We start from the raw sequence: 14,631 nt of genomic DNA on the forward strand, positions 1-14,631 counted from the left end.
GCCCGCGATGCGGGCTCTTTACTGTCAATGACAATCTGGCTGCACGGTAAAGGTTCGACTGGCATCCACCGGGCCCAGCTCCGCCAGCAGACGGCGGCCCAGCAGTACCGGATAGATCATCTTGCTGCGATCCCGCAGGGTAAACCACTCCTCATACACCTTGTCCCCCAGACAGATGGACATGGTCACCGTTGGCCGCTGCTCCATACCGCCCGCCCCACGCACCGTCACGCTGCGCTCGACCCGCCTCTCGAACTGCTGCTTGACCAGTTTGCCGCTGTCGGCATCGGTCACCACCAGCATGAAGCGCACCCAGGGCTTGCCATCCCGTTTGAATCTGGTGATGGTGCGTGCATCGAGGGAAGAGGTGAGCGCCCCGGTGTCGAGTTTCATCTTCACCGCCACGCCGGTGGGCAAAATAAGCCCCTTCTCGATCCAGCCATAGCTGGTCGGGGTCTCAGCCAGCGCACTGCCACACAGTGCCAGCATCAGGGTGATCCCCACCATCATCTTGCCCATTTTACTGCCCTGCCTTGTCAATTCTGCGCCCAGATCTACCACAGTCCCATTGTGGGTCAATCCGATTTATTTCAGCTACTTGGATAATATCTGGCGGGTCAGGAGAGAGACGACAAGGGGTGGCCGAACGGCGGCCCAAACGGGCGGGAACATCGAAGGAGAGCAAGGCACCGAACGGTGCTGGATGAAACTGGTGGTTAACCTCAGGTTGTGACGCCAAAGGCTACCACAAGGATTTACAAATTATCAGTCTTGTTCTGAAGGGATTTTTGCCTACACTGTTGTAAACCGGAGGGCCTGAAAACCACCGGTTTTTTTGCGCCTGCCGAAAATTTGCCACTGCAAAAGTGACTTTCAACAAGGCTCAATAAGGAATTTGTAATGCGTATCGAAGAAGACTTGAAGCTCGGTTTCAAGGATGTCCTGTTCCGCCCCAAGCGCTCTACTCTCAAGAGCCGTTCCCAAGTAAGCCTGACCCGTCAGTTCACCTTCAAACACACTCAGACCCAATGGCAAGGCGTACCCGTTATCGCCGCCAACATGGATACCGTCGGCAGCTTTGCCATGGCGCGCACGCTGGCCGGTTTCGAGATGATGACCGCGGTACACAAGCACTACAGCCTTGAGCAGTGGCAAGCTTTCGTCAACGAGACCGATCCGGCGCTGCTGGGCCATGTGATGGTCTCCACCGGCACCTCGGCTGAAGATTTCGCCAAGACCCGCCAAATCCTCGCCATGTCCGAAGCGCTGCGTTTCATCTGTGTCGATGTGGCCAATGGCTACTCCGAACACTTCGTCGAGTTCGTGCGCAAGATTCGTGAAGCCTGCCCCAACCACGTCATTCTGGCGGGCAACGTGGTGACCGGCGAGATGGTCGAAGAGCTGATCCTCTCCGGCGCCGACATCGTCAAGGTCGGCATCGGCCCGGGCTCTGTCTGCACCACTCGCGTCAAGACCGGCGTTGGCTATCCGCAACTCTCCGCCATCATCGAGTGTGCCGATGCGGCCCACGGCCTCGGCGGCCAGATCGTCGGTGACGGCGGCTGCACCTGCCCGGGCGACGTCGCCAAAGCGTTCGGCGGCGGCGCCGACTTCGTGATGCTGGGCGGCATGCTGGCAGCCCACGAAGAGTGCGGTGGCGAGATCGTCGATGTAGACGGCGAACCCTTCATGAAGTTTTACGGCATGAGCTCCTCCAGCGCCATGGACAAGCACGCCGGTGGCGTCGCCGAATACCGCGCCTCCGAGGGTAAAACCGTGCTGCTGCCCTACCGCGGTCCGGTCGAGAACGCCGTGCGCGACATTCTGGGCGGTGTGCGCTCCACCTGCACCTACGTGGGCGCCAGCCAGCTGAAAGAGCTGACCAAGCGCACCACCTTCATCCGGGTCCGCGAGCAAGAGAACAACGTCTACGGCAAGGAGTAACCTGCAGCAGCGACCGTCACGCGCTGACGGTTAGAAGCCAGTCAACCGGTGTGCTACCCTGCGCACCGGTTTTTTTGCATTTGGAACCCCGAGCCATGACCACTCCCCTGCCCCCGTTTGACTGGGATATCTTCTGTTGCGTCGTCGACAACTTCGGCGACATCGGCGTCACCTGGCGACTTGCCCGCCAGCTAAAACGGGAGGGGAATATTGCGGCACATGGCAATGAGGTTCAGGTGCGGCTCTGGGTGGACGATCTGGAAAGTTTCGCCCGCATCTGCCCCAAGCTCGACCCAGCGCAGGATGGCCAGTGGGTCGATGGCATCTATATCCAGCACTGGCATGAGACCTTGCCGACCGACATGACCCCGGCCAGAGTGGTGATCGAAGCCTTTGCCTGCGAGCTGCCCGCCCCCTTCATTGAACGAATGGCCGAACTGATGGCGAGCCAACCCAAGCCCCCCTGCTGGATTAATCTGGAGTACCTCTCGGCGGAGAGCTGGGTCGAGGATTGCCACGGTCTCGCCTCGCCCCAGCGGGTTGGCAATCAAAGCCTCAATAAATACTTCTTCTTCCCGGGCTTTACCGCTAAAACCGGCGGCCTTTTGTGCGAACGCGACCTCATCACCGAACGGGAACAGTGGCAGCAAGATGAGGCGGGACTTACCGCCTACTGGGCCAGCCTCGGTTTGCCGCCAAAACAAGAGCACGAGCTGCGGGTCAGCCTCTTTACCTACGAGAGCGATGCGCTGAAGAGTCTGGTCGAGAGCTGGTGCCAGAGCGCCACGCCCGTCACCCTGCTGCTGCCGCTGGGGCGCTCTCTCAACGATGTGCTCACCGGTGCCGGTCTGACTGATGCCATCCCTGCAGCCAACGCGGGGGACCTACTCCACTCGGGCAACCTCACCATCAAGCTGCTGCCGATGACCGATCAGGCTGGCTACGATCGACTGCTGTGGAGCTGCGATCTCAATCTGGTACGCGGGGAGGACTCCTTCGTGCGGGCCCAGTGGGCGGCTCGTCCTTTCCTCTGGCACATCTACCAACAGGAGGAGGAGGCCCATCTGGTCAAGCTGGAGCAGTTCCTTGACCACTACTTATCCGATCTACCCGCCGAGTGCGGCCAATGGCTGCGCCGCTTTAATCTGGCTCTCAACCGTGGTGAAGATTGCCGCGAACTTTGGACCCAATGGCCACGATATAGCGCCATTTGGCAGCAACATGGGCGAAGCTGGTCACAGAAGTTGCTCCGGGATGGGGATCTCGTCACACGGTTGGTGAAATTTTTAGAAAGCCGTATATAATCTGGCAGTTTTTATCCGTCCGTTTCACGAACAGGAATTTTTTACATGAAAACCGCACAGGAAATCCGCGCTGGTAACGTAGTCATGATCGGCACCGAGCCGATGGTGGTTCAGAAGGCTGAATTCAACAAATCCGGCCGTAACTCCGCCGTGGTCAAAATGAAGCTGAAGGGCCTGCTGAACGGCAGCGCTACCGAGACCGTCTTCAAGGCCGACGACAAGCTGGACGTTGTTCAGCTGGAACGTAAAGAGTGCACCTACTCCTACTTCTCCGATCCCCTGTATGTCTTTATGGACACCGAGTACAACCAGTACGACGTAGAGAAAGACAACCTGGGTGACGTGCTGAACTACCTGGTAGACGGCATGGAAGACATCTGCGAAGTGACTTTCTACAACGAGAAAGCCATCTCCGTAGAACTGCCGACCACCATCGTGCGTGAAGTTGAGTACACCGAGCCGGCTGCCCGTGGCGACACCTCCGGTAAAGTGACCAAGCCTGCCCGTCTGAAAGGCACTACCTACGAGCTGGCTGTTGCCGCTTTCGTAGAGATCGGTGACAAGATCGAAATCGATACCCGCACCGGCGAATTCAAGCGTCGCGTCAACTAATTGACCGCTTTGAATTGATTACAAAAAAGCGAGCCACCGGCTCGCTTTTTTATTGCCTCCGAGTTGCCATCACACCGCCCGCCTTCAGAAAATCCCGCCGCCGCCGCTAACCCAGATAACCGGGGGAGCACACTATGGCCAGATTATCCTTATCACTGCTGTTATTGACCTTGCTGGCTGGCCATGGGGCAGAGGCGAGCGAGGTCGCCCCCCCCGTTGCCGAACCTATGCCCCTCGACCACTGGCAAGCCAGCGACTGGAAAGGGTTGCCCGATGCTACCCAGATCGACAAGCAGACGGTGCTGTTCGCCAAACACGACAGTGAAAACTATCTGGGGCTCGCCATTTTACTGCCCGACTGGCAGCGCAGCGGCCAACTCTGGCAACTGACTCGCGCTCTCAGCCGGCTGGGCTTTGATACCCTGCTGCTGCTGCCCTCCCCCCAGCAGACCGAACTGGACCCAGCCGCCGAGAAAAAAGCGAAAAACAGCGATGAGTTTCGCAAGCAGTTTGCCGAGCGGATCAGCAAGCTGGCCGATGCCAAGCTGCAGGAGGGGGGCTTCAAGCTGATCCTGGCGCAAGGTACCGGCGCCGCCTGGACTGCCAATCTCATCGCCAGCGAACAGTTGCCCGCCCCCGACGCGCTGGTGCTGCTCGATGGCTTCTTCCCCAATCAGCAGAGCAACCAGACCCTGGCCAAACAGGTGGCTCAGGCGGCCATCCCCACCCTGGACCTCTATCAGGAGGATGGCGGTCGCTGGCCACTGCTGGCCGCCGAGGCCCGCAAAAGCGAGAGCCGGCGCAGCAACAAGCTCAACTATCGCCCCTACGCCCTGATGGAGCTGGAGGAGACCCCCACCCGCATTCAGGGCTGGCTCAACCATCTGGGCTGGCTCTAAACCGGCCGCTAGCGTGGCGCAATAAAGCGCGCAAGCTCACATCTGCCGGATAAAGCCCAGCCATGACACAGCGGCGAGCTGGCAATGACTGTATCCTGTTTGGCATCATGATCCCTCGACACCGGAAAAATGGCAGGAAGGACCATGCAGCAAATCGTATTTCTCGACAGCGATACCCTGGATGCGGGCATCACCCTGCGTCATCCCGACTTCCCCCACCACTGGCAGAGTTATCCCAGCACGGCCCCGGAACAGGTAGTCGAGCGGCTGAAAGATGCCAGTATTGCCATCATCAACAAAGTACGGATCGGCGCCGCCGAGCTGGCCCAGCTACCGGAGCTCAAACTCATAGCGCTCGCCGCCACCGGCAGCGACAACGTGGATCTGGAGGCGTGCCACGCCGCCAACGTCGGGGTGTGCAATATCCGCAACTATTCGGGCCCCTCGGTGCCGGAGCACGCCATGGCGCTGATGCTGGCACTGTCGCGCAACCTCTTCTGCTGGCGCCAGTCGCTGCTGGAGGGGCGCTGGCAACAGAGCGGCCAGTTCTGCTTTTTCGACCACAACATCATGGATCTGCACGGCAAGCAGCTTGGCATCATCGGCAAAGGAACGCTCGGTCAGGCGCTCGGCGAGCGGGCCAAGGGGATGGGGATGACAGTGCGTTACGCCCAGAGCCAGGTCGGCACCAGCCACGACGAGGATCGCCTCCCCCTCGACGAGTTGCTGCAAAGCTCGGACGTCATCAGCCTGCACTGCCCGCTCACCCCCTACACCCGCAACCTCATTGGCGAGCGGGAGCTGGATCTGATGAAACCGGGAGCCCTGCTGATCAACGTCGGCCGTGGCGGACTGGTGGATGAGGAGGCGCTGCTGCAAGCGCTGGCCAATGGCCGCCTCGGCGGTGCCGGTTTCGATGTAGCGAGCGTCGAACCTCCGCCTCCCGACCATCCCCTGATGAAGGCGCTGCAATACCCTCACTTCATTCTGACCCCCCATGTGGCCTGGGCCAGCGAGGAGTCTATGCAGCGTCTCGCCGATCAGCTGATCGACAACATCAACGCCTTTGCCGCCGGTCGCCGTCAGCACCGGCTGGTGTAACCGCACAAGCGAGTAACCGCAAAATCGAGTGACCACACCATGCAAAACGGGACCAACAGGCCCCGTTTTGCATCTTCCGCACTCACTGCACACGCATCAATTGTCGTCGTGCCATCTGTGCTTCTTATGCTTTTTGTACTTCTTGTGGTGCTTGTGATGGTGATGATCATCGTCATCATCGTAATAGCGCTCCTGACTCTGGTGGCCATCGCCAGTCTTGGCACCGATGGCCGAGCCACTCGCCCCACCAACCCCGGCGCCGATCAGCTGGCCGGTATCACCACCGACACTCTTTCCGATGGCGGCACCGCCCAGCGCCCCCACCGCGCCGCCAAGGGCCGCTTCATTCTTGTTGCCCTTGTTGGCCGTCGCCGCACCACCGGCTGCGCCGCCAATGGCCGCACCTACCAGCGCACCGGTATCTCCCCCCAACTCCTTGCCGATCATGGTGCCCGCCACCCCGCCTGCGCCACCACCGAGAATGGTGTTGAGAGTTTCCGAACCGTGGGCCGCAGTGCTGCCCAGCAATGACGCCCCCAACAGAGCCAGAGCACCGATGCCACGCGTACTCATATCCATGGATACTCCTGTCAAACCTGATTAATAATCAGCAGCACTATACAAAGAGCTATCAGGTTCGCCAGCCAGCAGAAAACAGGGATGCGACAGTCAATGGCAGTACAGTCACAGCCAACACAGGAAGAGTAGAATCAACCTATTGAATTAAGACGTGAAAATTAACATTGAACCAGACAGTCACGACAAAGTGACCGATAACCTGGCAGCCGCGTCCTGTCGAATAGTCAGCGCGCTGGGACAAAAGCTGTCAGTCAAGGGCCCCTGCCACCCCTTCAGCCAGATGCCAGCAGTTCCGGCCAGCCTCCTTGCTGCGGTAGAGGGCAGCATCAGCCCGCTCGAAGATAGGGCCGGCGGCAGGAGAATGGCAGGCGCCGCCGGCACTCAGGGTGATCGGCCCATGGTGTTCACGCCACTGTTGCTGACGCACCAGTTCAAGCAGACAACCGAGTTTCTCCGCCAACTCATCCTGTGGCTGTTGCAGCAGAGCGGCAAATTCATCCCCACCTATCCGGTAAACCGTACTCACCCCCAGCACATCAGCAAGACAGTTGGCCACCCGACACAGCACCTGATCGCCGAAGGCATGGCCCTGGCTGTCGTTGATCCCCTTGAAGTGATCGACATCAAACAGCAGCAGCCAGAAGCACGCCCCCCTCTGCTCCAGTGCCGCCTTGTGCTGCTCGAAGGCTCGTCGGTTCATGATACCGGTCAGGGGATCCCGCAACAGCGCATCCTGCCCCTTGAGAAAACTGGCCCTGACCTGATCGATCTCGTTCAGGCTACGCCGCACGAACCAAGTCTTGGGCTCACTGACAGGCGCTGAACGCTCCAGATCGCGCACGATGCCGGTCAATGAGCCCGACACCAGCTCCTGCTCCTGGCGGAAGATCCGCACCAGCAGACTCAGGCTGCAACACCAGATGGCAAACAGAGAGAGCAGTGGAAAAACCACCATCTGCAACGCATCGTAGAGGCTGTCACGAAACAGTACTGGCGGCAGATAGATGTTGAGATCCCAACCAATATCCGCCAGCTCACGCTTGATATAAGTCCCATGCCACAGCACATCCAGGCCGAGCCACTGCTGACTCTGATGCTGCTTGATGGTGTTGGTCGCCAGCAGATCCATATTGCTGCCCACTACCAGCTGATCAGTGTCACGCAAGGTCAGATAGAGTGCCGCCTGATTACTACCGACCGTGCGCTGCAGCGCCTGCTGCAGCGAGTCGAATGACATGTCAACCATCAGCAGACCCAGCAACTGCCCCTGCTCGTCCCTCACCCGTTTGATCAGGCTGAGAATCAGCTCCTGAGTATTGTATTCAGGGTAGGGGCCAAACCAGACGGGCTCGTCGCCCGGCATGGCGGTCACCTGATACCAGGGGCGCAGCGCTGCCTTATAACCTGGGGGCGCGAGCCACTCCGGGTAACTGTCGATGCGATCCGCTTTCAGGTTGTAAAAGTAGATATAGTGGTTGCCGGGCTTGATCTGATGGGCAATAGCCCAGATGGGAGAGTCGGCCGGCTCGCCGCGGGCTATCTTCTCCTTGTCTAGGGAGCCCTCCAGCACTGCCAGTTGCCGCTCATTGACCTTCACCATCTCGTGGATCAAGGACGCCTCAACGGAGGAAGCCATGTGACCGAAGCCGGATACCGTCATGTCGATATCCCGCAGATAGCTGGCAATGGCCATGATGATCGTCACGATCAGGATCAACAAGCCAAGCAGTGCGGAGAGGGGGGCCAGCACATAGTAACGCTTGTTGAGATACGAGCGGCTCACATGACATCCGAACAGGGGAAAACATAGCGGGATTGTGCGAGAGAAAGGAGAGTGAATCATTGATTAATATCACTTCAACGCCCCTTTAATGACATTTCCAATACTAACAAAACATCAAGGTTCGCAAACGAATATCAACTGACAGGAAAAACGCTAGTTACCCCGGGTTAACCCCGCTCTGCATTGCGGGTGTTATAGTCTATACCTGACGCGGCCGGCGCTGGACACACCGTCCATCACCGGCTGCAACGCCAAGCAGAACAAGGAGATGTTATGAGCAGTCCGTTTATCGAACAGATCAAAGCACGTCGTACCATCTATGCCCTGGGCAGCCAGGTGTCCCATACACCGGAACAACTGACGGCCCTGATCCAGGATGCCATCAGGCACAGCCCCTCCTCCTTCAATTCCCAGAGCTCCCGCGCCGTCATCCTGTTTGGCGCCCAGCACCATAAGCTGTGGGATATCGTCAAAGCCGAGCTGAAAAAGATCGTGCCGCCGGAGGCCTACGCCCAGAGTGAGGCCAAGGTGGATGGCAGCTTCCGCGCAGGTTTCGGCACTGTGCTGTTCTTCGAAGACACCGACGTCATCAAGGATCTGCAGCAAAAGTTTGCCCTCTATGCAGACAACTTCCCCATCTGGTCGGAACATGCCACCGGCATCACCCAGTTTGCGGTCTGGACCACCCTGGCCCAGGAGAAGATCGGCGCCTCCCTGCAACACTACAACCCCCTCATCGACGAGGCGGTACGCAAGGAGTGGAACCTGCCAGCCAGCTGGCTGCTGCGTGCCCAGATGCCCTTTGGCAGCATCCAGCAACCGGCCGGCGACAAGACCTTCATCGACGATGCCACCCGTTTCCGCGTTTTCAAATAACGGCCAGATAGCAAAACGCCCCCGCATCTCGGGGGCGTTTTTATTGCGACATCAAGAGTTCGGATAGCGATGGTTCATACCGCAATCTGCGGTCGTCACGCACTCGCACCACAGCTCAGGCGGGCAGCGTCACCAGCAGGGATGTCTCTCCAGGTTCCACCTTCACCTCGTGCCAGCCTCAGCCGTGCTGACTACTTAGCTGTTCGATAATGGTGGCGCGCAGCAGGGCTCGCCCTTCGTCGATGCGAGTTGATCGGGAGAGTCCTTTCGCCCACATCAGCGCCAGGGTTCGACTCAGCACTGGCTCGTGCAGCGCCACGACTTTCAGCTGGGGATCGCGCAGGTTCGCGGCATAGAGTCCGGGCAGGATAGCAACTGCCAACCCTGAGCGCACCAAGCCGTAAAGCGTCTCGACATAATCTGTGGTGTATCTGGGCTTGAGCCCGGGCAACTGGCTCTGGGCCAGTCCGTTGACCTGCCGGCTGACGTTGCCTCTGGCAAAAAGGGCGATGTCGCGGCGGGTCAGCTCATGCCAGCTGATGGCCTCTTCCCCTGCCAGCGGATCCTGCTGGTTGATCACCGCCACCAGCGCATCGTCCAGCAGCGGCGTCACCTCCAGCGAGTCGGGCAACTCGCCATCCAGCACGCCAATTCCCGCATCCAGAGCCCCCTCGGCCAGCGCCTGCAACAGACCGTCGTTGGTGTGATCCTGAAACTCGACCCGCAAGCCCGGAAATTGCTGCTGCAGACGGGCGGCCGCCAGCGGAAACATCAGGGTGCAGGCCGACGGGATCAGACCGATGCGCAGGGTGCCATCGCCCCCTTCGACCATCACCTGCTGCATATCGGAAAAAGCGGCGTGGGCTACATTGAGCAGCCCTTTGGCGTGGGGCAGGATCGCCTCCCCCTGTTCGGTCAGGGTAACCGCCTGCGCGGTACGGTGAAACAGTTTACCGCCAAGCACAGATTCAATCTGGCGCAGGGCACTGCTCAGGGCGGGCTGGCTGATGGCCATCTGATTGGCCGTTTCGGTGAAGTGGCGCAGCTGGGCCAGCGTGACAAAATACTGGATCTGCTTGAGAGAGAGCGCAGGCAGACGGCGCCAGGGTTCGGACATGAAATCGACAACCGGAGAAAAACGTTTACAGCAGCATAACCCTTTCTTATCCAGTTATAAATTCTTTGCGCTATGCACGGACCAATCCCCTCCCTAAAGTGGGCCCATTATTCCCCTTGTCAGGCCATCTCCTTCATGTGTGAACAAGATGCATCCCTCAACTTGCGCCGCCGCGCCGTGCAGGCTGCCCTCGGCGAAGCCCCCTTCGATCTGCTGCTGACCAACGCCAACCTGATCGACATGGTGACCGGCGAGATCCGCCCCGTCGACGTGGGGCTGGTCGGCCCGCTGATTGCCAGCGTCCATCCGGTCGGCTCCTTCCAGCAGGCACGCGAGACCCACGATCTGGCCGGCGCCTATCTCTCGCCCGGTCTTATCGACAGCCATGTCCATGTGGAGAGCTCCCACCTGACGCCGGAGCGCTACGCCGATGTGGTGGTCGCGCAGGGCACCACCACCATCTTCTGGGATCCCCACGAACTGGCCAATGTGCTCGGGCTGGCGGGGGTGCGCTATGCCATCGACGCCAGCCGCAATCTGCCGCTGCGGGTCATCTGCGCCGCCCCCTCCAGCGTTCCCTCGACGCCGGGTCTCGAGATGTCGGGCGCCGACTTCCATGGCCCCGAGATGGCGACCATGCTGGAGTGGCCGGAGGTGGCGGGGATCGCCGAGGTGATGGACATGCAGGGGGTGCTGGGCGGCAGCGAGCGGATGACCGGCATCCTGCACGCCGGTTTGCAGCGCAATGCCCTGATTGAGGGACACGCCCGGGGCTTGTGTGGTCACCGGCTGCAAGCCTATCTGGCCGCTGGAGTCAGCTCGGATCACGAACTCACCTCGGCTGCCGATGCGCTGGAGAAGCTGCGGGCCGGGCTCACCCTGCAGCTGCGCGGCTCCCACCCCTACCTGCTGCCGGAGATCGTCGCGGCGCTGAAACAGCTGCCCCACCTCTCCTCCCAAATCACCCTCTGTACCGACGATGTGCCGCCCGACATGCTGCTGGAGAAAGGGGGCATGATTGCGCTGGTCAAACTGCTGGCAGAGCTGGGGCTGGCGGTGCCCGACGTGCTGCGGATGGCCACCCTCAATGCCGCCATCCGCCTGCAGCGCAACGATCTGGGGCTGGTTGCTGCCGGCCGCTGCGCCGACCTGGTGGTGTTCGACAACCTCACCGATCTCAACCCGATCTGGGTCTACAGCCGCGGCCAGCGGGTCGCCCGCCATGGCGCCATTCTCAACCCCTCCGAGCCTGTCGCAGGTTGTCAGGCGCCGCGCGATACCATGCAGATCCCCCTGCGCACGCTGGAGGAGTTCATCATCCGGGTGCCCGGGCTGACTGCGGGTCGTGCCCGCTTCAAGACCATCAAGGGGGCTCGCTTCACCCAGTGGAGTGAAACCGAGGTTGAGGTTCGGGATGGTCAGGTCATCGTGCCTGCGGGATTTAGCCTCATCTCGGTGCAACACCGCCATGGCCGCCATCAGGCGGGCACCCGGCTGGCGCTGCTGGAGGGGTGGGGCGAGCTGCAAGGGGCCATCGCCACCAGCTACTCCCACGACTCCCACAATCTGGTGGTGCTGGGGCGCGACCCGCAAGAGATGATGCTGGCCGCCAACACTCTGATCACCAGCGAGGGCGGCATGGCGGTCGTCCAGCAGGGTGAGGTGCTGGCCCACGTTGCCATGCCCATCGCCGGCATGCTCTCCGACCTGCCGGCCAGCGAGCTGGCCGCCAGCTTCCACGCTCTGCGCGAAGTGAGCGGCAAGGTGGTGGAGTGGGAGCCCCCCTACCGTGTCTTCAAGGCCATCGAGGGAACCTGCCTTGCCTGCAATGCGGGGCCCCATCTGACCGATCTCGGCCTCACCGATGGCCTGACCCGCGAGATTGTCGACCCCTTTATCTGCTGCTGGCCCCACGATGCCAGCCAAGCCGATTAACCTCGAGGAGAACAGCGTGAACCCTGTCGCCATTATTCTGGATACCGACCCCGGCATCGACGATGCCGTTGCCATCGCCGCCGCCCTGTTTCACCCCGGGATCGAGCTGGCGCTCATCACCACGGTCGCCGGCAACGTCGATGTCAGCAAGACCACCCGCAACGCCCTGCGCCTGCTGCACTTTTTCGGCCAAGAGGTGCCGGTGGCACAGGGGGCCAGCCAGCCCCTCGTGCGCCCCCTCGACAATGCCAGCCATATCCACGGCCACTCCGGCCTCGATGGTTACGAGTTTGCCGAACCCGGGCAACAGCCGATACCGGAGCATGCCGTCGAAGCCATGAAGGCCACCCTGCTCGCCAGCGAACAATCCATGACGCTGGTGCCCATCGGGCCGCTGACCAATATCGCCCTGCTGCTCACCCTGCACCCCGAGTGTCGGGAGAAGATCGCGCGGATCGTGTTGATGGGCGGCTCGGCCGGTCGGGGCAACCACACCCCCAATGCCGAGTTCAATATCTACGTGGATCCGGAGGCGGCTCACATCGTCTTCAGCAGCGGTCTGCCCATCGTGATGTGCGGACTCGATGTCACCAGCCGGGCCACCCTGACCGGCGAGATGATTGCGGCGCTGCCCGCCCTCAACCGCACCGGCGCCATGCTCCACGCCCTGTTCGGCCACTATCGCGGCGGCAGTATGCAGACCGGGCTCAAGATGCACGATCTCTGCGCCATTGCCTATCTGGTGCGCCCCGATCTCTTTATCACCCGGGCCTGCCATGTGGCCATCGAGACCCGGGGTGAGCACACCCTCGGCACCACCTCGGTGGATATCAACAACCGGCTCAAACGCCCGCCCAACGCCGAGGTGTGTCTCGATATCGACGTGCCCGGATTCAGGGCCTGGTACATGGAGACCCTTGCCCGCGCCATCTGATCCCGAACCGCCAGCCCGCTGGCCCATTCACATCAAGAAGAGAGTGTTGGAAACATGCTGGAAATAATTGTCAGCACCCTGATCCTGGTCATCTGCGGCTATCTCATCGCCAAAAACTACGATGCCAAGATAGTGCTGTTTGGCGCCGGGCTGCTGCTGATGTTTGCCGCCGTCGGACTGGGCCACCCCCTGCTGCCTGCGGCGCAGAGCAGCGGCCTCAGCTGGCTTGATCCCTTCGTCCAGATCAAGCAGATCTTCATCAGCCAGATGGGCAATGTCGGCCTCACCATCATGGTGCTGTTCGGCTTCTCCAGCTACATGAGCCACATCGGCGCCAACGACGTCACCGTGATGCTGCTGACCCGCCCCTTGAGTCGCATCCGCTCCCCCTACCTGCTGGTGCCGGTGATTTTCCTATTGGGCAATCTGCTCTCGCTGGTGGTGCCAAGCGCTGCCAGTCTGGCAGTGTTGCTGATGGCGACCCTCTATCCGGTACTGAAGGCATCGAACATGTCCTCCCTCACCGCGGGGGCCGTCATTGCCACCACTGCCACCATCATGCCCAGCCCGCTGGGGGCCGATAACGTGCTGGCCGCCCAGAAGCTGGGCATCCCGCTGGTGGAGTACATCGTCTCCTACCACGCCCCCATCTCGCTGCCGACACTGGCGTTGATGGCAGTGGTGCACTACTTCTGGCAGAAGGCGATGGACAAGCGGCAGCAGTCGCGCAGCGGACTGGAGGAAAAAGAGGAATCGCTCGCCGTGCCCACCGGCTTGCCACCCGCCTACTACGGCCTCTTCCCTGTACTGCCGCTGGTGCTGGTACTGCTGTTCGGCATCTGCTTCACCCATATCTCCCTCGGGCTGGTGGAGATCACCTTCGTCTGCCTGCTGCTCACCATAGGGGTAGAACTCTTGCGCAAAGGCAATATCAAGGAGACCAGCAAGGAGTTCGCCATCTTCTTCACCGGCATGGGGACGGGTCTGGCTCAGGTGGTCTCGCTCATAGTAGCGGCCAGCATGCTGGTGGAGGGACTGAAAGCCATCGGCATCATCGATACCCTGGTCGATAGCGTGAAACACATCGACGGCGTCGGCTCCATCTTGATGTTCTTCTTCTCCGGTACGGCGGCGCTGATCGGCTTTATCAGCGGCAGTGGGCTGGCAGTCTTCTACTCCTTTATCAACATCATTCCCGAGATCACTGAGAAGGTCGGCGTCAACAGTGTCGCGGTGGCCCTGCCGATGCAGCTCACTGCCAACCTGATCCGATCCATGTCGCCGGTCGCCGCGGTGATCATCGTCATCGCCTCGATCACCGGCAGCAATCCCATCGAGATCATCAAGCGCACCTCGGTGCCCATCATCTCGGGCATCATCTGCTGCATGACCCTTTCCTACCTGCTGTTCAGCTAAACCAGCTCCATCTGCAGGCGATCAATCCGGTCGCCTGCAGACGGTTTTTTACCTCCGGTTGAAAGTGAACCCACTGCATGTAAACGCCCGGAAGATAATCGGTGGGGATCGTCTATAACTTTTGCGACCAA

At 60.5% G+C, this 14,631-nt stretch carries 13 protein-coding genes; 9 read left to right on the forward strand and 4 right to left on the reverse strand.

Going from position 1 to position 14,631, the window contains the following annotated elements:
• Positions 1-24 precede the first annotated feature (24 nt).
• Complete coding sequence (locus tag G5179_RS05865; protein WP_319920073.1) at positions 25-519, reverse strand: ATP-dependent zinc protease; 495 nt, start codon at positions 517-519, stop codon at positions 25-27.
• Between the two features lie 381 nt (positions 520-900).
• Here G5179_RS05865 and G5179_RS05870 point away from each other — a divergent pair, with 381 nt between their 5' ends.
• From G5179_RS05870 to G5179_RS05890, 5 genes are all read left to right on the forward strand, one after another.
• Positions 901-1,944, forward strand: a complete 1,044-nt coding sequence (locus G5179_RS05870) for a GMP reductase (RefSeq protein WP_005348017.1) — start codon at positions 901-903, stop codon at positions 1,942-1,944.
• Between the two features lie 95 nt (positions 1,945-2,039).
• Positions 2,040-3,248 carry an elongation factor P maturation arginine rhamnosyltransferase EarP gene (gene earP / locus G5179_RS05875; protein ID WP_421258041.1) on the forward strand — a complete coding sequence of 403 codons (1,209 nt, stop codon included), beginning with the start codon at positions 2,040-2,042 and terminating at the stop codon, positions 3,246-3,248.
• A gap of 45 nt (positions 3,249-3,293) precedes the next feature.
• Positions 3,294-3,860 (forward strand): elongation factor P, encoded by a 567-nt coding sequence (gene efp / locus G5179_RS05880; RefSeq protein WP_005362323.1) that lies wholly within the window; start codon positions 3,294-3,296, stop codon positions 3,858-3,860.
• A 134-nt stretch (positions 3,861-3,994) separates the two neighbouring features.
• Entirely contained in the window at positions 3,995-4,759 is a 765-nt protein-coding gene (locus G5179_RS05885; RefSeq protein ID WP_164536241.1) for a DUF3530 family protein, read from the forward strand.
• A 144-nt stretch (positions 4,760-4,903) separates the two neighbouring features.
• Positions 4,904-5,860 carry a D-2-hydroxyacid dehydrogenase gene (locus tag G5179_RS05890; protein ID WP_164536240.1) on the forward strand — a complete coding sequence of 319 codons (957 nt, stop codon included), beginning with the start codon at positions 4,904-4,906 and terminating at the stop codon, positions 5,858-5,860.
• Positions 5,861-5,956: 96 nt separating this feature from the next.
• Here the strand turns inward: G5179_RS05890 and G5179_RS05895 are convergent, their stop codons facing one another.
• Complete coding sequence (locus tag G5179_RS05895; protein WP_164536239.1) at positions 5,957-6,439, reverse strand: YMGG-like glycine zipper-containing protein; 483 nt, start codon at positions 6,437-6,439, stop codon at positions 5,957-5,959.
• A 247-nt stretch (positions 6,440-6,686) separates the two neighbouring features.
• Positions 6,687-8,222: a sensor domain-containing diguanylate cyclase gene (locus G5179_RS05900; protein WP_164536238.1), complete on the reverse strand. Its 1,536-nt coding sequence runs from the start codon at positions 8,220-8,222 to the stop codon at positions 6,687-6,689.
• 273 nt (positions 8,223-8,495) lie between these two features.
• On the opposite strand from G5179_RS05900, the gene G5179_RS05905 reads away from it, so the two are divergent.
• A complete protein-coding gene (locus G5179_RS05905) occupies positions 8,496-9,098 on the forward strand; it encodes a nitroreductase family protein (RefSeq protein ID WP_421258042.1) in 603 nt (200 codons plus the stop codon).
• Between the two features lie 178 nt (positions 9,099-9,276).
• Here the strand turns inward: G5179_RS05905 and G5179_RS05910 are convergent, their stop codons facing one another.
• Complete coding sequence (locus G5179_RS05910; RefSeq protein ID WP_216953035.1) at positions 9,277-10,215, reverse strand: LysR family transcriptional regulator; 939 nt, start codon at positions 10,213-10,215, stop codon at positions 9,277-9,279.
• Positions 10,216-10,350: 135 nt separating this feature from the next.
• Between G5179_RS05910 and G5179_RS05915 the strand changes: the two genes are divergently transcribed.
• From G5179_RS05915 to dcuC, 3 genes are read left to right on the forward strand one after another with little or no spacing between them, the layout of a single operon-like run.
• A complete protein-coding gene (locus tag G5179_RS05915) occupies positions 10,351-12,150 on the forward strand; it encodes an adenine deaminase (protein WP_227342079.1) in 1,800 nt (599 codons plus the stop codon).
• Between the two features lie 16 nt (positions 12,151-12,166).
• Positions 12,167-13,084, forward strand: coding sequence for a ribonucleoside hydrolase RihC (gene rihC / locus G5179_RS05920; RefSeq protein WP_227342078.1), 918 nt, complete (start codon positions 12,167-12,169; stop codon positions 13,082-13,084).
• Between the two features lie 54 nt (positions 13,085-13,138).
• Entirely contained in the window at positions 13,139-14,500 is a 1,362-nt protein-coding gene (gene dcuC, locus G5179_RS05925) for a C4-dicarboxylate transporter DcuC (protein ID WP_227342077.1), read from the forward strand.
• The last annotated feature ends 131 nt before the right edge of the window (positions 14,501-14,631 follow it).

It is taken from the genome of Aeromonas sp. 600886, assembly GCF_049174935.1.
GTDB classification, from domain to species: Bacteria; Pseudomonadota; Gammaproteobacteria; order Enterobacterales; family Aeromonadaceae; genus Aeromonas; species Aeromonas veronii_A.